Raw genomic sequence first — 23,424 nt, 5'->3', positions numbered from 1 at the left:
TGCCCTTCCTTCCCAGACAAGGCCCCCTCCATGACCCTCACCCTCGCACTCACCCTCCTGCTCTCGGTGCTGATCGGGATCTCCCTCGGCCTGCTCGGCGGGGGCGGGTCCATCCTCACCGTCCCGATCCTCACCTACGTCGCCGGCATGAACCCCAAGGAAGCCATCGCCGCCTCGCTCTTCGTCGTCGGCGCGACCTCCGCCGTCAGCGCCGTGACCCACGCCCGCAAGAAACGTGTGCAATGGCGCACCGGACTCGTCTTCGGCGCCGCCGGCATGGCAGGGGCCTTCGGCGGCGGCCTCCTGGGGGGCCATATTCCCGGAACGATCCTCATGATCGCCTTCGCCCTCATGATGGTCGCCACCTCCCTGGCCATGATCCGCGGCCGTAAGAACCCCGCAGGCGCACCCCACCAGGGGGATCTGCCGGTGCCCAAGGTCATCATCGAGGGCCTGGTCGTCGGCTTGGTCACCGGGCTCGTCGGTGCCGGCGGCGGCTTCCTCGTCGTTCCGGCACTCGCCCTGCTTGGCGGCCTGTCCATGCCCGTCGCCGTCGGCACCTCGCTGGTGGTTATCGCCATGAAGTCCTTCGCCGGACTCGGCGGCTACCTCACCACCGTCACCCTGGACTGGACACTTGTCGGCGGAGTCACAGCCGCCGCGATCCTCGGCTCCTTCCTCGGCGCACGCCTGGCCGGACGCATCCCCGAAGCGGCCCTGCGCAAGGGCTTTGGCTTCTTCGTCCTGGCCATGGGCGTCTTCGTCCTCGTCCAGGAACTACCCTCCCCCGCCAACCTCATCCTGGGCCTCGCGGCCACCGCAATCGCCGCGGCCGCGGCCCTGTGCTGGTTTGCCATCCCCGCATGCCCCCTGCGACGCAAGTCCCTGGGTTCACCCGCCACCACCACGGCAACCGAAGCCCGCTAGCCCCGGCTCCCCTCCGTGTTGCCCCTCCAGCCTCGGCACTCCAGGAGTCCGCGCATGAAACCGTCCACCACCAAGATCCTCCCTGTCCTGGGTTTGCGCGCCAACGCGGCCCAGTTCGCGTTGCTTGTCGCGGTCAACGCACTCGTCGGCGGGATGGTCGGGCAACAGCAAACCGTCCTTCCGCTGCTGGCCCACGCGGAGTTCGGCCTGAGCGGATACACGTTCCTCTTCGCCTACGTGGCGGCCTTCGGGATCGCCAAGGCGACCTCCAACTGGTTCGCCGGGACCCTCTCGGACCGCTACGGACGCACCCCCGTGCTGCTGGCCGGGTGGCTCTTCGCCATCCCGGTGCCGCTCATGCTCATTTTCGCCCCGGACTGGAGCTGGGTCGTCGCCGCGAACGTTCTGCTGGGCATCAACCAAGGCCTGACCTGGTCGACCACCGTCATCATGAAGATCGATCTGGTAGGCCCGGCCCAGCGCGGCCTGGCCATGGGACTGAACGAGGCCGCGGGCTACGGTGCCGTGGCCGCCACGTCCCTGCTGGCCGGATACCTCGCCGAACAGTACGGGCTGCGTCCGGCGCCCTTCCTCTTGGGAATCGCCTACACCGCCTTGGCACTGCTGCTGTCGGGCCTTTTCGTCCGGGAGACCCACCCACATGCCCTCCTGGATGCCGGAAACATGGCTGCCCGGGGCGCCTCCGCCCGGCATGGCCTGGACGCCAACCTAGCCAACGGCCAAATCTTTTCCCTGACCAGCTTCCGGGAACCGGCCTTGTCCTCGGCGAGCCTGGCCGGCCTGGTGAACAACCTGAACTTCGGACTCTCCTGGGGCCTGTTCCCCCTCCTGTTCGCCACCGCGGATCTCAGCATGGGCCAGATCGGCCTGCTTTTCGCCCTGTATCCCGGGGTCTGGGGCATAGGCCAAATGGCGACCGGTGCTCTCTCGGACCGGATCGGACGCAAACACCTCATCACCACCGGCATGTTGGTCCAGGCCTGAGCCCTTGCGATCATCGCGCTCGGGGACGGCTTTGGTGCCTGGGCCTCGGGAACCGTATTGCTCGGCGCGGGAACCGCCATGGTCTACCCCACGCTGCTGGCCTCCGTGGGCGACGTCGCCCATCCCGCTTGGAGGGGACGCGCGGTGGGCGTCTACCGGGTCTGGCGCGACCTCGGATATGCCGTCGGTGCCATCATTGGCGGGATCGTCGCCGACCTGTTCGGGCTCAACGCCGGCGTCTGGATGGCCGCGGCACTCAGTGCAGCCGCAGGGCTGATCGTCGCGATCCGCATGTATGAAACGCACCCACCGCATCCCCGGCCGACCCCTGGGGGCAATGCCCTGGCAACACTTCCGCGCGACCACACCAACCCGTAGCATGGCCACAGAACCGAGGTCCCATGCCGTGGCGGAGCACGCAGTCGCGCTCGGCACGCCTCCACACCACGACCCGAGGAGAACCGCCATGACCTACACCCACGCCATCACCGTCCCGCTGTCATGGCAAGACGCCGTCGAACGGACACGCGGCGCCCTGGCAGAACAGGGTTTCGGTGTCCTGACGGAAATCGATGTGAAGGCGACCTTCACCCAAAAGCTGGGCCAGGAGGCCGGGGTCTCCGTGGGGGACTACATCATCCTCGGGGCCTGCAACCCGCAACTGGCCCAACGCGGCATCACCGCCGAACCGCAGCTGGGCGCACTGCTCCCGTGCAACGTCGTCGTACGTCGCGCTCCCGCCGCCACGGAAACCACCATCGAGGCCATCGACCCGCAAACCATGGTCAAGCTCAGCCAGAGCGACGCGACACGCGAGGTCGCCAACGAAGCCGACGCCAGGCTTCAGGCGGCATTGAAGGAAATCTCCGGAACAGTAGGTACCTAGGTTCTCACCTCATTGGCACAGGTCGCTCGCACGATTCCCACATCGCTAACGGGCACCGATTCCTGCGCGGAGCTCCATGCGGAGCCAGGTACCTCAGGAATCGGCCCATGAACCGTCCGGTTCCGGACAGTGTTAAGGGCACCAAACGCGCCGACCACCACCCGCCAAGTCAGCAAAGAGTGATGGGCGTTGCAGCCACGGACAACAGTTATTGAGCGGATAAGCCGGGAAACCACCGTCTTGAAAACCTAAAGATTATTGAGACACTCTCCTCAGCCCGGCCATGCCGTCTCAATATTCCGTAACGGCAAGGAGTCCAACCGTCTTATAAAGTCGTCCCAACGTAAAACGTCTTACCTGCTTGCCGTGCAGGGGTTTTTGAGCCACACTGGGGCAGGTGAGACATTTGGGATACACGCGCGTGAGCACTTCGAGCCAAGACGCGGCCTTGCAGCTCGATGCCCTGGTTGCTTTAGGGGTGCAGAAGCGCGACGTGTTCGCCGACGTGACTTCCGGCAGCCGCAGCGCGATCGATCGGCCCGGGATGAAGAAGCTGCTGGACTATGCCGAAGCCGGCGACACCGTCGTGGTGTGGCGGGTTGACCGGCTGGGTCGCTCCCTGATCGATGTCTTGAATACCGTGAACCTTTTGCGGGAGCGCGGGATTAATGTCCGCTCCATTTCCGATGGCATCGACCCGGCCACATCGACCGGTCGGATGATGCTGAACATGCTTGCTTCGTTGGCCGAATACGAGCGCGAATTGATCGTTGAACGAGTCAACGCCGGCATTGCCGCCGCCCGGCAATCCGGAACCCGTTTCGGCCGGCCGGTCTCGGACCCGGCGGTGATTGCCGACAAGCTCGCGATCGCCAAAGATGCCCGCACCAGGGGACGCACCGCCGAAGACGCAGCACGCCTGGTTGGCTGGAGCCGCGCAACGTTCTACCGCCACTTGGGCCAAGAGCCCGCATCTTCCAAGAGTCTGTGATCGGCCGTGTCCCTGCGAAGCGAAACGCGCAGGGACGTACCGCTGGGGCAAGACCAGATTGGCAGCAGTACCGAGAAAGCAGGAACTCCTCGTGACTACCTGGCTAAGGCAACAGCACGTTGGGAAATACTGCGGCAACACGTCGAAGACGGAGTGCCGTTGACGGTTCTGGCAGGGGAACACCATATCGGCCTGAGGACACTGCAGCGATGGCACCAGAGCTTCAAGCTCCACGGGAAGCCTGGTCTGGAACCGGTGGCACCGGGCAAACGCGGACGCCGGATGCCCAGCGAATTCGTGAACCTGGTCGAAGGCCTCGCCTTAGCTAAACCGCCCAGGACTACGGCAGCCATCCACGAACAAGTCAACAAGGTAGCGCTCCACCAAGGATGGGCACCGGTTTCCTACTCCACCGTCCGCTCGATCGTCGGCGCGATAGATCCGGGGATGATGACGCTGGCGCAGCAAGGTACGGCGGTGTACCGCGATAAATATGAATTGGTCTGGCGCCGCCGCGCCGAACGTCCGAACGCGGTGTGGCAGGCCGATCATACCGAGCTCGACATCCTGGTTTTTGACGCTGGCCACCAGCCGGTCCGACCGTGGCTCACCACGATCATGGATGATTACTCGCGAGCCCTGTGCGGGTACATGATCTTCACCGGTGCTCCCTCATCCTTGAATACGGCATTGGCGTTGCGTGAGGCGATCTGGCCCAAAAAGACAGCAGATTGGGCGATGTGCGGAATCCCTGATGTGCTCTATGTAGACCACGGAACCGATTTCACGAGCCACCACTTGGCGCAGGCCGCCAGAGACCTGCACTTCGAAATCATTTTCTCCGCTGTGGCCCGGCCGCAGGGCAGGGGAAAGATTGAACGATTCTTCGGCACCCTCAACACCGAACTCTTAGCCCGGCTGCCCGGCTACTTGCACAATGTGCGCAACCCCAAGCCGGGGCTGTCCATCGGTGAACTGGACATGGCGCTGGGTGAGTTCATTGGGCAGAACTACCACCAGCGCGAGCACCAAGAGATCAAGGAAACGCCTCAAACAGCGTGGCAGGGCAACGGTTGGTTACCGCGTCTGCCTGAAACCATCGATGAACTGAACCTGCTGCTGCTCACGGTCGCCAAGCCACGGATCGTCCACCGCGATGGCGTGCATTTCCAAGGGCTACGCTACATTTCCCCGTTGCTGGCTGCCTACGTCGGAGAATCCGTCATTCTCCGCTATGACCCGCGGGACGTTGCCGAGATCCAGGTCTTTCACCGTGGCCAGCACATCTGCAAAGCCGTGGATCCCGCGCATGAACGAGCCACAGTGACGTTCAAGGACATCCAGAAGGCACGCTCCGCACGCAAGCGTCAATTGCGCGGACAAATCAATGAACGAATCGCCACCGTCGCGGAATTTCTACCGGCCGGGCAACCAACCACGGAGGCACCCCAGCCTGATCCGGCGGTCCACCGAACCAAGAAAACGAAGCTGCGCACTTACGCGGAGGACGAGTAATGGGACCAACAACTTTTATCGCAACGAAGGAGCACCGCCGCTTCACTGAGTTCGCCAATGCGGTGCGTCGGCAGCGGACTATCGGGGTCTGCTATGGACAAGCTGGAATTGGCAAAACCCTATCGGCTAAACGTTATGCCAACTGGAGCCCGAAAGCCGAGGCGTTAATAGAGGAATGGGGCCGACGGGAGGACAGTGACCTCCAGATCTACAAGGATCTGGCCAAAACGCGGACCGTCTTCTTCACCCCAGGGGTTCTGACGACGCCTAAGCAAATCAAGGATGAACTCTCTCTGGTCACCACCCGGACCTCGATCTGTATCCATCAACATCTCGATACTTTAGGTGCCACGACGGGCCCGATGAATCAAGACAAGCATGTTGAGCTGATCATCGTCGACGAGTCGAAGCGACTCAACGCCACTGCCTTAGAAGTGCTACGAGATAGGTATGACAGGAACAATATCGCGCTGATGCTGATTGGGATGCCTGGCATCGAAAAGCAGTTCAGTCGATACCCTCAGCTCTATAGCCGTGTTGGTTTTGCTCACGAGTACCGTCCGCTTGCTCAGGATGAACTGCATTTCGTTCTGCAACGAAAGTGGCGTGCCCTCGGAAAAACTCTGGACTTGGAGGACTTCACCGATACGCAAGCTGTCGCGGCGATCGCCCGTATCACGCGCGGTAATTTCCGGCTGATCGATCGACTCTTCACACAAATGCAGCGAGTCATGAAAATCAATGAGCTGGACACGATTACCGATGATGTTGTTGAAGCTGCGCGATCCACGCTAGTGATCGGAATCAGTTGAACCGCCAATATTAGGTGCGCAGAAACCGCCAAACGAAGTTAACAATCACAAATGATGAGCTTTGACCTCGGCCAGCTACGGTGCAGGTTCCACGCGGTGATTGCGGGCCCGGAAATATCGCGTCGACCGTGTATCAGGGTTCCGGGTAGGTGCTCAATGCGCCCCATGCGTTCTAGCAACTGTGAATCTGTTCGGCCCAAATGCGTCCAATAGTGCGTGGTGAGTCGGGCAAAGGCGATTCGAAATGCTTCGTCCTCCCAGCGAGGATCGCGTGCAAATCCGCCGGCGCCAAGCGAGATGTGGGTGTCTTCCCAATGCGCCCATTCCTGCGAAGCATCCGCCCGGGTCTTCGAATCTGCGCTATTCAGCAGCCGGGCATAGGCCTCGACTATTCTCCCTTCTCCGCGTCTATATCCGACTCCGCCGTGCTCGGCGTACGAGGCGAATCTGTCCCATGCCTCGGGAAAAATCGAGCCGACTCCTTCGGTGATCCAATCGATTTCTCTTCTGCTAGTGGTGGTCACCGCGAACAGAACCATTCCAAGGACGCGTGCGGGGCGGGCCTGGGCGTACGCGAGCGCGAGCGTTGATCCCCAAGACACCCCATTGAGTATCCACGCGTTAATGCCTCGTGCCTCGCGCAGCGCCTCAATATCTTCAATGAGGTGGGCACTCGTATTATGCAGAAGCGACGTGTCCGGGTTCGAGGCATGCGGTGTCGAACGTCCGCAGCCTCGCTGCTCAAACCCGATAACACGGGTGTGTTTCAGGTCGAATCTGTGCCGATAGCCACTCGCGCCTAGGGTCCCGCCCGGTCCACCGTGGAGATATAGCGCCGGCACGCCGTCGGCTGCGCCCCATTCTTCCCAATAGATGCTTTGGCCGTCTCCAACGTCAAGCATTCCCCTCTTGCGTGCAAGCTCGTTTGCCACTTGCTAAACCTCTTTCGATTTCTTGGGAAAACGGCCCTTATGCTGTTTCCCCTAGGAGCAAATTGCGGAATCCGCCCCACACGCGGCAATACAGTGAAGGCCATTTTATTCGGCGGCTTTCCAGTGCTAGCCGGTCCGCGTCGATTAGCGGACAGCCAGGAGCGAGCCGTGAGTTCGTGCTTGGCCTTCGTTCCGCGATTCGGATTGGGTCACGGTGAATCCCGCTGCCTCGACATGTGAAGCCAGGAGATCCAAGGGCCAGTAGTAGGCGGTGGCAACCGCATGGTCGAAGGGTTCGAGGGTGGGGCCGGTGAAGAACCCCAAGGCAAGGCCGCCACCGGGGCGAATGCAGCGAGCGAACTCTGCGAGCGCCTCACCGATTAGTTCGGGAATGGTGTGAATCAGTGAATACCAGGCAAGCACGCCGCCCAATGCTTCGGAGCCAACCTGCAAGCTTTCTGCCCGGCCACGTCGGTACCGTTCTTGGGGGTAGCTCCTTTGAGCGATTTTAATGAACTCGGGAACGGGATCTACACCCTCTACGGCAATCCCCAAGGTACTCAAATGATGTGTCCATTGTCCCGGACCGCAGCCGACGTCAAGCACCGTGCCCTTGATACTGCGCGCCCACGTTTCGACAAAAGCCACATCGGCCGCGGCAGCATGTTCAATGCTGCCGACCGCATCCACATACTGGCTTGCCTTGGCTCCATATGAGGACCTGACGGATTCAAAAGTCATAACGCCACTCTAGATGTTTTGGATCTGAGGGCACCCAATGCCGTCGCCTCAGAGCCTTCCCCCCTAATATTCCGTTCCGTGATCGTTTCCGAGATCCGGGTGTGGGCGTTCGAGACGATGGCAAGATATTCGGCATCTTAGGACATATCCGTTAACACTGATCACCGATCCGCCGAATATTGCCTTCACCTAAATGGAAGATTTCGTCATGATTGTCTCTGAAGTTCGGCTTCTATGTGCGCCCCACCCCCATGAGCGCACAATAGACATGTAGAGTTTTTCCTAGTCGGTGACGTTGCTGCGAAGCGCTCGCCATCCGAGAAATTTTCATTTGAAGCGTTGTGCCAGGGCGTTGGATAATCTCCAGAACGTCTGGCCTTAAACAGAACCCTCAGAAGGAGACCAGCGTGAAAATCGCCGTCCTGACCAAACAGGTACCTGATACATGGTCGAGCCGTCGCTTGGACCTGCAAACCGGAATGCTCGACCGCGCAGCGGCAGACCTGGTCGCCGATGAGATCTGCGAACGCGCCTGCGAGGTCGCACTCCAAGCGGAAAAGTCATTGGGCGAGGTTGAGGTCATTGCCGTCTCCATGGGAGATGAGAAGGCAGTGCTTGCACTGCGCCGGCTGCTCTCCATGGGCGCGCATTCGGCGGTGCATATCTCCGACCCGGCGCTGGCTGGGTCGGATATGATCTCCACCGCCCGGGTGCTCGCGGCGGCTCTTGCGAAACTCGACGTCGATCTGATTCTTGCAGGCAACGAATCGACCGACGGCAAGGGTGGCATGGTGCCAGCAATGATCGCCGAACTCCTTGACCGTCCACTGCTGCCCTACGCCGACGAATTGGAAATCAGCGCAAGCGAAGTGACCGGAACCAGCCAGCTGGGCGAAACCACCATGAATTTGAGCGTGCAGCTACCCGCCGTTGTCTCGGTGACGGAGAAGTCCGCCGAGCCACGCTTCCCGAACTTCAAGGGAATCCGTGCGGCGAAGACCAAGCCATTGGAAACGTGGACCCTGGCCGACCTCGGCATCGAGGCAGGACCCGAGGCGGCCCACTTCCGTTCGGTGATGGTCTCTGCGGAGGACCGCCCCGAGCGAGTCGCCGGACCAAAGATTACCGATGACGGAACGGCAGCCACCCAGCTGGCCGACTTCCTGGCCGAGAAGCACTTTATCTAATTCAGCTCGGGTCTTTCCACAATCTTCATCCCCACGATTTGTCCTTGCTCAGGAGGATTTTCCCATGGTTCAAACCACCCACAGCGTGCTCGTCCATGTCCAGGTATCGCCGGACGGCTCCCCGCAGAACACCACCGCAGGCTTGCTTGGAACGGCCGCCCAGTTCGGTACCCCGGTCGCCGTTGCCGTCTGCGCCGCGGGCCAAGAGCAGCAGCTTGCGGCCAAGCTCGGTGAACTCGGCGCCGCCGAAGTTCACCTGCTGCCTACCGACCTTGACGCTTTGGCTCTTGGCTCGGCCGATGTGGCGGCGCTCGCCTCGGCCACCAGCACCGTGGCTCCGGCCGCGGTGCTGCTCTCCAATACGGCCTCCGGCCGCACCATTGCCGGTCGTTTGGCCATTCGGGTTGAGGGTGCCGTCTGCGTTGACGCGGTGGGCATGCGCTGGGCCGAGGACGAGCCGATCGCCATGCACTCGATTTTCGGCGGAGACGTCACCTCAGAATCCACCGTCGAGGGCGGACCGCGCATCTTCACGATTCGCCCCGGCGCCGTAGATGCCCGAGCCGAGTCCGTCGCGGCACCGCAGCTGACCATCATCGAGCCTTCGGCTCTGCCCAAGGTATCCAAGGGCGCCCAAATCCGCTCGGTCGAAGCGATGCAAAGCGATGCCTCCCGTCCGGATCTGCGCAGCGCCAAGATCGTCGTGTCCGGCGGACGCGGAGTGGGCTCGGCGGAAAAATTCGAGATCGTCGAGCAGCTGGCCGATCACTTCGGCGCGGCGATTGGCGCCTCGCGTGCCGCGGTGGATTCAGGCTTTGTCTCACCGAAGCTGCAGGTGGGCCAGACCGGTGTCATCGTCTCCCCGGACCTGTACATTGCCTTGGGCATCTCCGGGGCGATTCAGCACCGTGCGGGTATGCAGACCGCCAAGACGATCGTAGCCATCGATAAGGATGAGAATGCGCCGATCTTCGACCACGCAGACTTCGGCATCGTTGGCGACTTGTTTACCGTAGTCCCGAAACTGCTCGAGGAAATCCGCACCCGCCAAGGGTAATCACGGCATTCTCCACTCAGGTAGGTTCCGGCGAAGCATCACCTGCCGGATACGACGACGCGATGAGGTTCAACGATTATGACCAAGCAACGGATGGCAGGCTACACGCCCCTGCGCGCCAAGGGCGGGGTTAAACCCGATGCGGCTGCCGAGCCTGCACAGAAAATTGAGACACCACCGACGGCGAGCGTGCCCGCAGCACCGGTCACCGAACCGGTAACCAGCGAGCCGGTACCCGCCGCTCCCCCAGTGCAGAGCGCTCCGGCCCCAGAACAGGCTCCTGCACCGGCAGAGACGGCGGCCGTTCAGCCTGAGCCTGTGCCGGCGCCCGTCTCGAACACCGCCGCTAGCTCCTCACGCCAACGCATGCAGGGCTATACCCCGCTCCGGGCTCCGGCCGCGGACGCCGCCAGCACTGGCGCACAGGTCGCGGCACCGGCTGCCGCCGCTGCGGAAACCGCTGGCGTGGCCGCAGCAAAGACGGCGGCACCGCCGAGCGAAACTCCGCCGGCACCGGCCCCGGAACCGGCTGCTCCGGCAATTGCCGCTTCGGGCGCCGAGGCAGCTTCGGCGGATTCATCCGAACGGGCTGCAGTTCCGTCCAATCGCATGCAGGGCTACACTCCCCTGCGCCAACGCGAGGATGCGACTGCCGGAAAGTCCTCCGAGTCTGCGGCTCCCGTTGCCGAGGCCCCAGTGGCTGTCCCGGTTTCCGAACCAGTCGCCGACGATGCAGCCGCACTCGGGCAACCACCGGTCGTTGAAGAAGCCGCCGAGCCCGCGGCCCAGAGGCCACCGGCCGTTGCGGAACCAGCCGCGCAGGCCGCGAGCGCGGCCCAGCCTCCCGTCGCGGAAAAGCGCCCGGCCTCCGATGCCCAAGGAACCTCAAAGATCAAGATGAAGCCCTGGGTCAAACCGGCGATCATGGTGATCGGAGCGGTCATTGTGGCCCTGCTGGTGGTTCTTGCCGCGCGCGGCTTGCGCACGCTGGAACCAATCCAGGACTTCATCGCCACCTATGACGGGCATTCAACCATGCCCGACTCTGCGCCGCTTGGAATTCCGGCTTGGCTTGGTTGGCAGCATTTCTTGAATATGTTCTTTATCGTGCTGATTATCCGCACCGGGTTACAGGTACGTCATGAGAAACGACCGGCAGCGATGTGGACGCCCAAGGCGAACTCCTGGTTCTCCCCGAAGGGAAATAGCCCCAAGAAATATTCGCTCAGCATCTGGACCCACCAAGCTCTGGATGCATTGTGGGTGCTGAACGGATTGGTCTTCGTGATCCTGCTGGCCGTTACCGGCCAGTGGATGCGAGTGGTTCCGACCAGCTGGGATGTCTTCCCGAATATGATCTCCGGCGCCATTCAATATGCCTCGCTCAATTGGCCTGTCGAAAACGGCTGGATTCATTACAACGCCTTGCAGATGACCTCCTACTTCCTCGTGATCTACGTGGCGGCACCGCTGGCCATTGTGACCGGTGTCCGGATGTCCAGCTGGTGGCCGACTCAGCCCAAGGCCTTGAACCGGGTCTATCCGATCGAGCTGGCCCGCAAGGTGCATTTCCCGGTGATGCTCTTCTTCGTCGCCTTCGTGCTGGTCCACGTATTCCTGGTATTCACCACCGGCGCGTTGAAGAACCTGAACCACATGTATGCCTCGCGGGACGCGGCCGATGCATGGGGGCTGGTGATCTTCTTGGTCTCGGTGGCGGTGGTCGCGGCGGCTTGGGTGTTCATGAAGCCAATGTTCCTCCTGCCGGTGGCAACGATGACCGGCAAAATTTCCAAGAACTAGGGCCGCTTGCCACGGCGCCTGCAGGCTTCTCAGCGGAGCCGGCAGGCGCCGTTTGGCATCTCAGAGCACCGCTTCGAAAAGCAATAGCTTCGAGTCACCGTCGTCGGCGCGCACCATGCGAATCTCTTCGCCGGCCGCGATCTGCACAAACCCGAATTTCGCGTGCAGGCGCAGCGAGGAGACGTTTCGTTCGTTGGTGAAGTAGTACGCGCGCCGGCTCCGCGCAGCGATCCATTCCAGACGCGCCGCGGTGAGGGCCTGGCCAATTCCATGCCTGCGCCAGTTTGGATCTACGATGACCCCGCCGAGGTAGTGGCCTGCGGGTGCAATTCCGTGGGCGTCTTCGTGCCAATGGGTCTTCGCGATGCCGGCAATCTGGGTGCCGGCCACCGCCACTACGACGGTCCGGTGGGAGGTGCTCTGGATTGCCTGCGCCGTCCACGGGTCCCGGCCGCTGTCCACACACAGCTGGGCTATGGCTGCAGCGTCTTCCGCGCGTGCTGCGCACAGCCGTAGATCCTGAATCCCCACGGCCCTTGGCTGTCCCATGTGGTCGGCTCCCTTGCGCCATGCTCGCCACCGGGCGGGTAATCCGCCCGGCCTATCCTCCGCGGTCGCCTGGAGCGCCGGTACCGACGCACCAAAGTTAGTCGACACTAGTCGACGCGTAGTGCCTTGATGACTTTTTCCACTCGTCGAGCACGGGTATCCGCGCCCTTTGCCGAGATGATCGGTTCAACATGACCGCGTTGCTTGCTGTAGGAGAGATTGTTCCAGGCGTCGGCAAGGGCCGGTTCCAGAGACAGTTTCACCGCAAGGTCCTCGGGGACTTCGATGATTCGCGGTGCCTCGTCGAGTTCCAGTTTCACGGTGACCTCATCCCCGGCACCCCGACCGGTGGCACCGCGCGTTTCGGAATTGAAAGAGATCAAAAATTGCCCGCCCATGGATGAGATGGTATTTCGATAGGTGTAGTCCCCGTCGATCGTCACCGTCACCGGTACCCGTTTGCCGTGATTGAATCCCCGGACGATTTCGTCGGGAACAACAATGCCCACGTTATTTCCGGTCGAGGCCATCAATGTGGTGGTGAATTCCGGCATGAGCTGCTCCTTTGTTTCAGGCAAGTCTTTGATCTCCACGGTAGTCCAGTATCTCCGCGCTGACCACCATCAATTCTCATGAGTTGCGAAACGCTGCCAGCGGCCCGCCGGGGAGCCAGATTGGCCAACGCGCACTGGCCCCTGCTCTTCATGGTCCTCAATTCTTTCTGTGGCATCATGGACAGCACCCCCCACTCCACGAATACCGCGCGGAGCCATCGCTAATCACGCGTTGCAATCCATGCAAAGGAAAACTTGCCGGAACAAAAACCGAAACCCCACGAACTGCTGATCTTCATCCTCTATCTGGCCGCCTGCGCGCTGATGGCTGGACTTCCGTTTCTCCTCGGATTCCTCACCCCGCTCTGGCTCCCGCAGCTCGGCGAGCTGAAACAGGGCCTTTGGCCATGGGTTCCGGTCCTCGTCATCGTCTTTACCCTGGTACTGCTCGCTACGGGTGAAATCACCGACCGCCTGGTGCGAATGCTATTTCCCGAGGCCGGCAAGATTGCCGGCAATACCTTGGAATCGTTGCTGAGCTTCGTGGTGATCGTGGGCTGCTACTATCTGGTCATGAGCACCTACCCGCTGGCCCTGGCGAGCGCCGCGGTCAGCGTGGCGGTCTATTTGCTCTGCACCCCGCTGATCAATCGGCTCACATCCAGCGCACCCCGCGATACACCCGGCGCCCCCTAAGCTCTTGCTTTTTTCTGCACGCAAAAACCCCAGTGGCGCACGAACTGCTGTTCGGCACCACTGGGGTTTTTGCTCGCTCCCGATTCGCGGAAGCGCAGAGCATGAGGAGGCCTAGGCCTCTTCGTCCTCGTCGTCCTTCTTGTACGGATCGGCATCCCCGGCGTGGGTCTTGCCCTCGCGCAGCGAAGCGACCTCAGCGTCCTTTTCCTTGGCCTTGGCCAGCAGTTCATTCAGAAGCGAGGCGCTCTCTGGAATCTCGTCTGCCACGAAGGCCAGGGTAGGGGTCAAGCGAATGGTCAGGTTGCGTCCCAATTCCTTGCGCAGCGCACCGGTGCGCTTGGCGAGCATCTCGGCGATTTCCGCCTTGATCTCACCCTCACCGAACACCGTGTAGTACACGGTGGCGTGCTGCAGGTCGTTGGTGACCCGCGCGTCGGTCACGGTCACGTTGTCGATGCGCTCGTCTTTGATGACGGTGCGCAGCGACTGGGCCATGAGGACCTGTACGCGCTTGGCCAAACGGGCCGCACGGGCTGAATCAGCCATGGATCTCTCCTAAAAAATTGTCGTGAAAGTGAGGAGCGTGGGCGCTCACCGGTCAGTTTACCGGTGCGCGCCCACGCCGTTGCTCATCTAAGGATTAAGCTCGTGGCTTTTCGCGCATCTCGAAGGTCTCGATGATGTCGCCTTCCTTGACGTCGTTGAACGAGCCAAGGCCGATACCACACTCGAAGCCCTCGCGGACCTCGGTGACGTCGTCCTTTTCGCGGCGCAGCGAATCGATGTTCAGGTTGTCTCCCACTACCTTGCCATCGCGAACCAGGCGTGCCTTGGTGTTTCGCTTGATGGTGCCGGAGCGGATGATCGAACCTGCGATGTTGCCGAACTTCGAAGAGCGGAAGACCATGCGGATCTCGGCGCTGCCCAGGGCAACTTCCTCGTACTCTGGCTTCAGCATGCCGGTCAGGGCAGCTTCGATGTCATCGATTGCGGAGTAGATGACCGAGTAGAAGCGCATGTCAACGCCTTCCTTATCGGCCAGGTCTGCCACGCGTTCTGCCGGACGCACGTTGAAGCCAATGATGATGGCATTGTCAACGGTTGCCAGGTTGACGTCGTTCTGGGTGATCGCGCCGACGCCGCGGTGGATCACGCGCAGCTGCACGTCGTCGCCCACGTCGATCTTCATCAGCGAGTCTTCCAGTGCTTCGACAGCACCGGAGGCATCGCCCTTGAGGATCAGGTTCAGCGTATCGATCTTGCCATCTGCCACAGCCTGGTCGAAGTCTTCCAGGGTGATGCGCTTGCGGCGCTTGGCCAGCATGGCGTTGCGCTCTGCGGTTTCGCGCTTGTCGGCGATCTGGCGTGCGGTGCGCTCGTCGTCGGTGATCAGGAAGCCGTCGCCGGCGCGTGGCACCGAGGACATGCCCAAGACCTGAACCGGACGCGACGGCAGGGCCACGTCGAGGTTCTCGCCGTTTTCGTTGAACATGGCACGCACACGGCCGTGGGCGGTGCCCACAACCATGGTGTCGCCCACTGCCAAGGTACCGGACTGCACCAGCACGGTGACAACCGAACCGCGGCCCTTGTCCAGGTTCGCTTCGATGGCTACACCGCGGGCGGACTTGTCAGGGTTCGCCTGCAGTTCCAGCACGTCGCTGGTCAGCAGCACGGCATCGAGCAATTCGTCGATACCATCGCGCTGCAGCGCCGAGACATGGATGAACATGGTGTCGCCACCGTATTCTTCGGGAACCAGACCGTATTCGGTCAGCTGGCCCTTGACCTTGTCAGGGTTGGCGCCTTCCTTGTCGATCTTGTTGACCGCGACGATGATCGGCACGCCGGCAGCCTGTGCGTGGTTCAGCGCCTCAACGGTCTGCGGCATGACGCCGTCATCCGCTGCGACAACCAGCACTGCAACGTCGGTGACCTCGGCACCACGGGCACGCATGGCGGTGAACGCCTCGTGGCCCGGGGTATCGATGAAGGTCATCGCACGGTCGCGGCCTTCGTGCTCGTGGTTGATCTGGTAGGCACCGATGTGCTGGGTGATGCCGCCGTGCTCGCCCTCGGTGACGTTCGACTTGCGGATTGCATCCAGCAGTCGGGTCTTACCGTGGTCGACGTGGCCCATGATCGTGATGACCGGGGCACGCTCTTCGAGCTCGGCTTCGCCTTCAGCCTCAAGTTCGGCATCCAGGTCCAGGCCGAAGCCTTCGAGCAGTTCCTTGTCCTCGTCCTCCGGGGAGACGACCAGGACCTTGTAGCCCAGCTCTGCACCGAGGACCTCGAAGGTCGCCTCGTCCAGCGACTGGGTGGCGGTAGCCATTTCTCCCAGGTGGAAGAGCACGGTGACCAGTGCTGCCGGGTTTGCGCCGATCTTATCGGCGAAGTCGGTGATCGACGCACCACGGCGCAGGCGGATCTCGGAGGATCCGTTGCCGCGTGGAACGTTGACGCCGCCCAGGCTCGGAGCACTCATCTGCTCCAATTCCTGGCGCTTGGCGCGCTTGGACTTGCGCTGCTTGCCGCGTCCGGCGCCGCCCTTACCGAAGGCACCGCCAACGCCGCCACGGCCGCGTGGAGCGCCCGGACGGAATCCGCCGCCGCCTGCACCGGCACCCGGAGCGCCACCTGGACCGCCGCCGCCACCTGGACGACCGCGACCGCCGGCACCCGGACGACCGCCGGCTGCTGGAGCCGGACGATCGGTGCGGTTAGGCATCATACGTGGAGTTGCGCCACCTGCGGCGCCTGCGCCACCAGCGCCGGCACCTGCCGGACGTGGTGCGCCGGTTCCGGCACCTGCTGGGCGTGGACCGCCCTGGCCCTGGCCGGCCGGACGCTGTCCGCCGGCACCCTGTGGGCGTGGACCGCGAGCTGGTGCACCATCACGTGGTGGACGCGGACCGCCGGTACCTTGACCGCCAGCACCCTGGGGGCGTGGGCCTCGGCCTGCTGGACGTGGACCGCCCTGGCCGCCTTCGCCGCGCATTCCCTGCTGTGCGGAGAATGGCGAGTTGCCCGGACGTGGACCGCCTGGACGTGGAGCTCCTGCGCCGGCGCCCTGTGGGCGTGGTGCACGGTTCTGGCCGCCGTCGCGGGAACCACGACGTTCATCCCCGCCGCGCATTCCCTGCTGCGAGGAGAACGGGCTGTTGCCGGGGCGTGGGGCGCCAGCTGGCTTGGGTGCCGGCTTTGGACCTGGGCGTGGACCGCCCGGGGCCGGGGCTGCCGGAGCCTTGGCTGCCGGGGCGTCCGCCTCGGGAGCCTTGGCCGCTGGTGCTGCTGCCGCCGGAGCGGCTGGAGCCGCCGGAGCAGCTGGCGACTTAGCAGCTGGGGCCGCCGGAGCTTCCGGAGCCTTAGCTGCTGGGGTAGCCGGGGTGGCAGCTGGCTTGGCCGCAGGCTTAGCGCCTGGCTTTGGACCGCCAGCACGTGGTGCTGGGGTCGAGCCTGCTGGCTTGGCTGGGGCTGCCGAACCTGGGAAGGCATCGCGCAGTTTGCGCGCTACCGGAGGTTCAACGGTTGAGGAAGCAGAGCGAACGAATTCGCCCATATCCTGCAACTTAGTTAGGGCTTCTTTTGAAGTAATTCCGAGCTCTTTAGCGAGCTCGTGAACGCGGGGTTTAGCCACATCTCTCCTGTGTCGATGCGATCGGCTAGAACCCCGGGTTCAATAAGACTTGGGTGTTCTGGCTGATCAGCGTTGTAATTCGTGAAATTCTTCCGCCGCACGGTGGATCACGCAAAACCGATTGTTCATCGTTGTGCGCTCAACTTAGCGGACTCATCGGGTTGCCATCAGATTTCTGACCCGCTTTCATCATGATTGCCAGATAGCCGGCCCGTTGCCGACTGATCTTCGTATGCGGCGAACTGCTGTGCCACGCAGGAGTCATCAACCGAACTTCTAAAAGCTCGGGAAAATGCCTTGCGTCGCACAGCATGCCGCACACACTTTTCGGTTCCATGGGTCCAGGCACCCCGCCCTGCGGCGGAGCCCGAAAGATCCAGATGCACACCGCGCAGCGGTGAGTCCTGATTCAAAACCCAACGGAGTAGCTCATCTTGAGATGTGATGGTTCGACAGCCAATGCACGTACGTTGCTGATGCAGTTTCATGCGAGCGCCATCCTCACCTTCCACAACTTGTCAACGAGCCAACTACTAGTCTAGCGCGTTTAGACCTCGGCGCACGCGTGAGGTCCAGATCACAGGTACGCCGAGGCCAAAAAACGTGCTAGGCAAATCTATTTTCCGTCTCCCGTTGACCGGGATCAGGAATTGCTCAAAATTAGAACTGTGGTTCCTTGCCACCGGATGCGGCAATGATGTCGATGCGCCAGCCGGTCAGCTTGGCGGCCAGACGCGCGTTCTGGCCTTCCTTGCCGATGGCCAGAGACAGCTGGCTGTCCGGCACGACTACACGAGCGCGACGCTCGTCCTCGTCGAGGATTTCGACCGAGACGACCTTCGATGGGGACAAAGCGGCAGCGATGAACTTGGCCGGATCCTCGTTGTAGTCAACGATGTCGATCTTCTCGTCGTTCAACTCGTTCATCACCGCACGCACGCGGGTACCCATTTCACCGATGCAAGCGCCCTTGGCGTTCACTCCGGCTTGGGTGGCGTGCACCGCAAGCTTGGTGCGGTGCCCTGCTTCGCGGGCCAAGGCCTCAACCACGACGGTGCCGTCTGCGATCTCCGGAACTTCCATTTCGAACAGCAGGCGAACCAGATTCGGGTGCGAACGCGACAAGGTGATTGCCGGGCCCTTGGTACCGCGTTCGGCGGAGACCACATAGGAACGCAAGCGGCTGCCATGGGTGTAACGCTCGCCTGGAACCTGCTCGGGCGGTGGAAGCAGTGCCTCGACCTCACCGATATTCACCTGGACCATATGCGAGGAGTGGCCCTGCTGGATGACCCCGGAGATCAGCGTGCCCACGCGGGAGGAGTACTCCCCCACGACCACTGCGTCTTCGGCTTCGCGCAGACGCTGCATGATCACCTGACGTGCGGTGGACGCGGCAATGCGGCCGAAACCGTGCGGGGTGTCATCAAATTCGCCCAGCAGCACGCCGGTGGAATCGCGGTCCTCGACGAAGATTGCCACATGTCCATTGCTTTGCTCGATATGAGCGCGAGCACCGGGCATTGCGCCGTCGGTCTTGTTGTAGGCCAGCAGCAGTGCCGACTCGATGGTAGGGATCAGCACATCCATCGGGATGTCCCGCTCTTTTTCCAGGATGCGTAGCGCATCGAGATCAATATCCATGCCTAGCCCTCCAAATCTTCGTTATCAATGTTTTCAAATAGCGCGTCGTCGAAATTGATTTCCGGGTCAACGACTGCCTTGCGGATGTCTTCCAAGGCGAAGGTCTTCGGTTCATCGACCTTGACCTTCATGCCCTTTTTGGCAGGCTCGTGGTGCACGGAAATGACTACCTCGGTGTCGGTGACCTCGGTCAGCCGGCCACGCAGCTTGCTGCCGTCGGAGAGATTAAACTTCACCATCCGGTTCTTCGCACGGATCCAGTGACGATTCAGCGTCAGTGGGCGCGAAAGACCTGGGGAGCTTACTTCGAGTTCATATGGATCTACTGACGCGTATTTGGCGTCCTGATCCAAGGCATTAGAAATGGTGGTAGTTACTTCACCAAGTTCGTCCAAAATCACCGATTGGGTGCCGTCAGCCTTGTCGACGATGACCTGCACGGTCATCTGCTTTCCCGAAGGGCGGACAGAGACTTCTTCCAGCACCAGCCCGTGGGATTCCACTTCCTTCTCCAGCACGGTCGTCAACCGTTGTGCCTCTTGTTCGGTATCAGCCGGCTTAGCGGTCATGGATATCCTCCCACGTTATTCGATGTTGTCCTTTAAGGGTATATGCACGCACGCAAGATGAGAACTGCTTAATGGGCACAGGTGAAAGAACTCACGCGCAATTCGCGCATTCAGCGCGTTTGAACCGGGCTTAGCCCGCAACTTCATGGCATGATCGAATCGCCATGACTGAGAACTCGACACCGCAACCCACCCGACGCACCCCAAAAGCCAGGCGCGCACCGGGCTGGATCGCACCGCTGCTAGCCGGAGTTCTATGCGCTGGCCTCACCTGGGGTGTGGGCATGAGCATCTTTCGAGGGTCGTTGGAAGATCGTGGCCTGCCGGAGGAAATCCGCGGAAGTTCCGAAGCGCAGCTCCAGCTGTGGCAGTACGGCTCAACCCTGGCGCAACTCGCCTCCCAGGCCGACGCGTTGGCCGCGCTGGCAGGCTCGGACAGCGCCGGCGCCCTGAGCGAATTGAGCGCCACCTTGGCTCATGGCTCGCGGCTGGTTGGCCAGTTGAGTTTCGAGGATCAGCCAGCGGAGCCGTTGGCGCAAAGCTTCAGCCCCGAGGCGGTTTCCAAACTGGCCGAACAGGTTGCCGAGCTGAGCACCCATATGCCGGCCATCCCCGAAGAGCAGGCACCGCTGGCACCCGCGCTGACGCAGCTGGCCTTCCAAACAAATCTCGAAGCGCGCAGCGCGCTACGCACCGTAGCCAAGCAGGAGTCGGTGGATCAGCTGCCCGCCCCGCTGCTCTCCGGGCAGGGCGAAGCCGAGGGGGAACCTGTGGGTTGCCTCAGGGATCTGAAGCTCCTAGACGCGGAAACCCCGATTTCCGATCCGGCGTTGCATGATGACGTACGGGTGGCCCGGGCGCTGGACCGCGGCTATGCATTGGACTACATCCTGCAATTGCAGGCTGCGCGCGGAGCCAACGCGGATGCGGCGCAGATCGAAGAGCGCCGCACGATGTTGAATGCCGAACTGCGCAAGGTGCGCTCGGTGCTGCCAGGCGACTGTGCGGACCTACGCCAGTCGGCCTATGTTCTGCCCGAGGACGGATTCAATGAGCTCGGTTCGCTGGCCACAGAAGCCGAGGACGATTTTGTTCAAGCGCTAGCTCTTGCCTCGGGTGCCGCGAAGGACAGCGCGCAAGGCACGTTGGCCGAAACGACCTGGCAGGTTCTGATTGAGCAGCGCCAACGTGGACTAGATCCAGAACTGCTGAACGCCAGCGAGTAATACTCGCCAGGTATTACCTGCACGCCTGGGTCTGAACGATTCAGCGGCCGAAAACGTACCTGCTCAGAATGATGTGCCCGCATCGCCGTGTGTGACAAGATACATTCAACCGCACAGATTCTGAGGAGTTCCCAGTGTTTGATTCCCCCGGTGGAATTTTCGGCAGCCAGGCGCTCGCAGTCCTTTTGACGCCTGGCATCATCCTCTGGTGGACCGGCACTCGGTCGCGAGGAACCCTCGCAATTACTGCGAAGCCTCAGGTAGTCGGCTAATGGACGTCCCTTGCGGCCTCGGTTTTACCGGCTCAGACTACGCTGCATCCCGCCAAAGGATTCCACGGTGAGTTTCTCCACGCCCTCAGGACAGGCGCATTCCCCGCGCGGCACCGCAAGCGGCGTCCGGGTAGCCACGCTGGTGCCAGGCAAAGATCTGGTCCAACGCCTGTTCGTTGCTATCGCCGGGTTTATCTTCGAGATGATCGTCTGGTCCGCAAGGAACCCCGGGGGCTATGCAGGGACAATTCCATCCTGGATCATCATCACGGTTGCTGCTCTGGGTTACACCACCTTCGTGATGACCCGCTCGCCGATCCTTGGCTACTACACGATGATCTTGCTGAGCACCGGCTGCCTCATCGACCCCATGGCACCGACCTTGATGGTCGGGTTCCTCATTGCCGTTTTCTACCTGGCCCGGCGCTTGCCGCGACGCAGGGCATATCTGGCCCTGATCGGCGCAGCCATCCCGATACTGACCGCCTCGTTGGTTTCCACGAAGTTGCAAGTCATCGGTAACCTCACGACGGTTCTCCCCAGCGCGGCCGTCTTCACGCTGCTGGTTCTCGCGGTGTGGGGCTCGGGCGTGGCATTGGCCAGCTATGAGCGCACGCTGCGCACGGAACGTGCTTGGGCAATTCGTGCCCGCGAAGAAGCCACCACGACGGAGCGGCTGCGTATCAGCCGCGACTTGCATGATTCTGTGGCGCACTCGCTCACGGCGATCGTATTGCAGACCGCTGGCCTGAGGGCGGTGCAACGCACCAAGTCGCGCGAAATTGACCTGGATGCGGCACTCGCGGATATGCAGCAGACCGCGGAGCAGAGCATCCGCGAACTACACCGCCTGCTGGGACTCTTGCGCGGCGAGGGAGACGCCCCAGATTCTCCGCCGCGCGGAATCTCCGACTTTGCCGAGCTCATCCAGGCGGCGCGAACTTCGGGGGTCGAAATCCACGAGTCTATTTCCGGCCCCGAGCGTCCGCTCGATCCAAGCGTCGGACACGCTGCCTATCGTGTAGTCCAAGAGGGCCTGTCAAATGTGATGCGCCACGCCGGTCAAGGCGCCAAAGCCTACGTCGAAACCCATTGGGAGTCCGAAGAGCTGACAGTATCCATCCGTTCGCTATCCGGAATCATCGAAAAGTCGGGCCTCTCGGGCGGGTTCGGGCTGCTGGGCTTGCGCGAACGCGTCACTATCTGCGGAGGAACACTAGTCAGCGGTCCTACCGATAGCGGTTTTCTCGTCAAAGCGGTTCTGCCCGTGCGAACTGAACTAGGCTCGGGCCATAACAGCTCGTCGGATGATTTGTGAGTGGAGCGTCAACACGATGATCGCAGACCCAGAACCCACCGCCCACGGCCCGAATGCGAGTTCCAGAATTCGCATCCTCATAGTGGATGATCAGCCAATGGTCCGGGCCGGCATTTCCATGTTGCTTTCCGCCGAGCCTGACCTCTCGGTGATCGGCGAGGCGGGCTCGGGGCCCCAAGCTCTTGAACTTGCTGGCAAGCACCTCCCCGACGTGGTGCTCATGGATGTGCGCATGCCTGGGATCGACGGGGTTGAGGCGACCAAGCAGCTGGTTCGTGAAACCCGGGAGAACCAGGACCGGCTGGTCCGGGTGCTGATTATGACTACCTTTGATGATGAGGAGGTAGTGGTCAAGGCGCTCCAGGCCGGTGCCAGTGGATATCTGCTGAAACACGCCTTGCCCAACGAGATCGCGGCCGCGATTCGGCGGGTGGCGGCGGGTGAAACCTGGCTGGATGCGACGGCTGCCACCCGGCTCGTGCAGCGCCTGCACATGAGCTCCTCGGACTTGCCGGACATCACGGAGCTGCTGACTCCTCGAGAACAGGAAGTCCTGCGACTTGTGGCCGCGGGCCTGTCCAATCAGGAGATCCGAGACCTGCTGGTGCTCAGCGAGGCGACGGTCAAAACTCACGTGGCCCGAATCCTCTTCAAGACCGGCTCCCGGGACCGCGCTTCGGCTGTGGCCTTGGCGTACCGCTCGGGCTTCAGCCGTGCCGATGACAAGATCCCGGGACGAAACTGAAAGTTTCCAGAGAAAGATACCGTGCAGGTATGACGACGGCAGAACCTCAATTTGAGATCCTAGAACTAACGCCACAGCAATCCCTCAGCGCTTCGAGGGTGTGGCCTGGTGGGAGCGGTTGCTGCCACCGTATGACGTCCTAGATGACGGTCAGCCTTTTTGGGAACCTGCGTTAGGGAGAAAGCTTTTGGGGCAAATCCAAAAGCTCAGCTTCTTTAATGCGCCCGGCCTATGGGGATGGGTCAAGGCTGATTGATGTTGATTCTAGGTAAGGCAGTATGGGGACATTGCCTCCAGGAATTGCCGGCTCGCAGTCCAAGCGAACCGGCAATTCGTGGTTAAAGGGCATGCATTA

Annotated in this window: 21 protein-coding genes and 1 pseudogene; 13 read left to right on the top strand and 9 right to left on the bottom strand. The window is 61.8% G+C overall.

Going from position 1 to position 23,424, the window contains the following annotated elements; all coding sequences use genetic code 11:
* Positions 1-30 precede the first annotated feature (30 nt).
* The 6 genes and pseudogenes from CQ019_RS13870 (at position 31) to CQ019_RS13845 (ending at position 6,136) form a co-directional block, all read left to right on the top strand.
* On the top strand, positions 31-927 hold the full coding sequence (locus CQ019_RS13870) for a sulfite exporter TauE/SafE family protein (RefSeq protein ID WP_096287260.1): 897 nt from the start codon (positions 31-33) through the stop codon (positions 925-927).
* Between the two features lie 54 nt (positions 928-981).
* Positions 982-2,310 (top strand): annotated as a pseudogene (locus tag CQ019_RS13865) (MFS transporter).
* A gap of 88 nt (positions 2,311-2,398) precedes the next feature.
* Positions 2,399-2,818 (top strand): DUF302 domain-containing protein, encoded by a 420-nt coding sequence (locus CQ019_RS13860; protein ID WP_022876883.1) that lies wholly within the window; start codon positions 2,399-2,401, stop codon positions 2,816-2,818.
* Positions 2,819-3,215: 397 nt separating this feature from the next.
* Positions 3,216-3,809 carry a recombinase family protein gene (locus CQ019_RS13855; RefSeq protein WP_096287264.1) on the top strand — a complete coding sequence of 198 codons (594 nt, stop codon included), beginning with the start codon at positions 3,216-3,218 and terminating at the stop codon, positions 3,807-3,809.
* Between the two features lie 6 nt (positions 3,810-3,815).
* The gene (locus CQ019_RS13850) at positions 3,816-5,324 is read left to right on the top strand and encodes a Mu transposase C-terminal domain-containing protein (RefSeq protein ID WP_258133592.1); all 1,509 of its coding nucleotides are present in this window, start codon (positions 3,816-3,818) and stop codon (positions 5,322-5,324) included.
* On the top strand, positions 5,324-6,136 hold the full coding sequence (locus CQ019_RS13845) for an AAA family ATPase (protein WP_096287266.1): 813 nt from the start codon (positions 5,324-5,326) through the stop codon (positions 6,134-6,136). Before CQ019_RS13850 ends, CQ019_RS13845 begins: the two co-directional genes overlap by 1 nt.
* Before the next feature lie 38 nt (positions 6,137-6,174).
* Here the strand turns inward: CQ019_RS13845 and CQ019_RS13840 are convergent, their stop codons facing one another.
* Both CQ019_RS13840 and CQ019_RS13835 read right to left on the bottom strand, forming a co-directional pair.
* Positions 6,175-7,068 (bottom strand): alpha/beta fold hydrolase, encoded by an 894-nt coding sequence (locus tag CQ019_RS13840; protein WP_258133593.1) that lies wholly within the window; start codon positions 7,066-7,068, stop codon positions 6,175-6,177.
* 144 nt (positions 7,069-7,212) lie between these two features.
* The gene (locus CQ019_RS13835) at positions 7,213-7,809 is read right to left on the bottom strand and encodes a bifunctional 2-polyprenyl-6-hydroxyphenol methylase/3-demethylubiquinol 3-O-methyltransferase UbiG (protein ID WP_105569946.1); all 597 of its coding nucleotides are present in this window, start codon (positions 7,807-7,809) and stop codon (positions 7,213-7,215) included.
* A 407-nt stretch (positions 7,810-8,216) separates the two neighbouring features.
* Between CQ019_RS13835 and CQ019_RS13830 the strand changes: the two genes are divergently transcribed.
* From CQ019_RS13830 to CQ019_RS18570, 3 genes are all read left to right on the top strand, one after another.
* Positions 8,217-8,996: an electron transfer flavoprotein subunit beta/FixA family protein gene (locus CQ019_RS13830; protein ID WP_181148498.1), complete on the top strand. Its 780-nt coding sequence runs from the start codon at positions 8,217-8,219 to the stop codon at positions 8,994-8,996.
* A gap of 64 nt (positions 8,997-9,060) precedes the next feature.
* Positions 9,061-10,053: an electron transfer flavoprotein subunit alpha/FixB family protein gene (locus tag CQ019_RS13825; protein ID WP_105553697.1), complete on the top strand. Its 993-nt coding sequence runs from the start codon at positions 9,061-9,063 to the stop codon at positions 10,051-10,053.
* Positions 10,054-10,131: 78 nt separating this feature from the next.
* A complete protein-coding gene (locus CQ019_RS18570; protein ID WP_258133961.1) occupies positions 10,132-11,856 on the top strand; it encodes a cytochrome b/b6 domain-containing protein in 1,725 nt (574 codons plus the stop codon).
* A 60-nt stretch (positions 11,857-11,916) separates the two neighbouring features.
* Here CQ019_RS18570 and CQ019_RS13815 read toward each other — a convergent pair whose 3' ends face one another.
* On the bottom strand, positions 11,917-12,405 hold the full coding sequence (locus CQ019_RS13815) for a GNAT family N-acetyltransferase (protein WP_105569945.1): 489 nt from the start codon (positions 12,403-12,405) through the stop codon (positions 11,917-11,919).
* A 107-nt stretch (positions 12,406-12,512) separates the two neighbouring features.
* Entirely contained in the window at positions 12,513-12,959 is a 447-nt protein-coding gene (locus tag CQ019_RS13810) for a YdeI/OmpD-associated family protein (RefSeq protein WP_096287274.1), read from the bottom strand.
* Between the two features lie 255 nt (positions 12,960-13,214).
* Between CQ019_RS13810 and CQ019_RS13805 the strand changes: the two genes are divergently transcribed.
* Positions 13,215-13,655, top strand: coding sequence for a hypothetical protein (locus CQ019_RS13805; RefSeq protein WP_105569944.1), 441 nt, complete (start codon positions 13,215-13,217; stop codon positions 13,653-13,655).
* Positions 13,656-13,766: 111 nt separating this feature from the next.
* Here the strand turns inward: CQ019_RS13805 and rbfA are convergent, their stop codons facing one another.
* The 5 genes from rbfA to rimP form a co-directional block, all read right to left on the bottom strand.
* Positions 13,767-14,201: a 30S ribosome-binding factor RbfA gene (rbfA, locus tag CQ019_RS13800; protein ID WP_096287278.1), complete on the bottom strand. Its 435-nt coding sequence runs from the start codon at positions 14,199-14,201 to the stop codon at positions 13,767-13,769.
* A 94-nt stretch (positions 14,202-14,295) separates the two neighbouring features.
* The gene (gene infB / locus CQ019_RS13795; protein WP_096287280.1) at positions 14,296-17,295 is read right to left on the bottom strand and encodes a translation initiation factor IF-2; all 3,000 of its coding nucleotides are present in this window, start codon (positions 17,293-17,295) and stop codon (positions 14,296-14,298) included.
* Between the two features lie 167 nt (positions 17,296-17,462).
* The gene (locus tag CQ019_RS18940; protein WP_096287282.1) at positions 17,463-17,783 is read right to left on the bottom strand and encodes a YlxR family protein; all 321 of its coding nucleotides are present in this window, start codon (positions 17,781-17,783) and stop codon (positions 17,463-17,465) included.
* A gap of 172 nt (positions 17,784-17,955) precedes the next feature.
* The gene (nusA, locus tag CQ019_RS13785; protein WP_105569943.1) at positions 17,956-18,939 is read right to left on the bottom strand and encodes a transcription termination factor NusA; all 984 of its coding nucleotides are present in this window, start codon (positions 18,937-18,939) and stop codon (positions 17,956-17,958) included.
* A 2-nt stretch (positions 18,940-18,941) separates the two neighbouring features.
* Positions 18,942-19,508: a ribosome maturation factor RimP gene (gene rimP / locus CQ019_RS13780; RefSeq protein ID WP_096287286.1), complete on the bottom strand. Its 567-nt coding sequence runs from the start codon at positions 19,506-19,508 to the stop codon at positions 18,942-18,944.
* Positions 19,509-19,792: 284 nt separating this feature from the next.
* Between rimP and CQ019_RS13775 the strand changes: the two genes are divergently transcribed.
* The 3 genes from CQ019_RS13775 to CQ019_RS13765 all read left to right on the top strand — a co-directional run bounded on the left by CQ019_RS13775 (position 19,793) and on the right by CQ019_RS13765 (position 23,069).
* Positions 19,793-20,734 carry a hypothetical protein gene (locus CQ019_RS13775; protein ID WP_096287288.1) on the top strand — a complete coding sequence of 314 codons (942 nt, stop codon included), beginning with the start codon at positions 19,793-19,795 and terminating at the stop codon, positions 20,732-20,734.
* Between the two features lie 339 nt (positions 20,735-21,073).
* Positions 21,074-22,324: a sensor histidine kinase gene (locus CQ019_RS13770; protein ID WP_105553701.1), complete on the top strand. Its 1,251-nt coding sequence runs from the start codon at positions 21,074-21,076 to the stop codon at positions 22,322-22,324.
* Between the two features lie 82 nt (positions 22,325-22,406).
* Positions 22,407-23,069 carry a response regulator transcription factor gene (locus CQ019_RS13765; protein ID WP_258137323.1) on the top strand — a complete coding sequence of 221 codons (663 nt, stop codon included), beginning with the start codon at positions 22,407-22,409 and terminating at the stop codon, positions 23,067-23,069.
* Positions 23,070-23,424 lie beyond the last annotated feature (355 nt).

This window comes from Arthrobacter sp. MYb229 (genome assembly GCF_002975405.1).
GTDB lineage: Bacteria > Actinomycetota > Actinomycetes > Actinomycetales > Micrococcaceae > Glutamicibacter.
The sequence above is the reverse complement of the archived record's forward strand: the minus strand, read 5'-3'. Positions and strand labels throughout refer to the sequence as shown.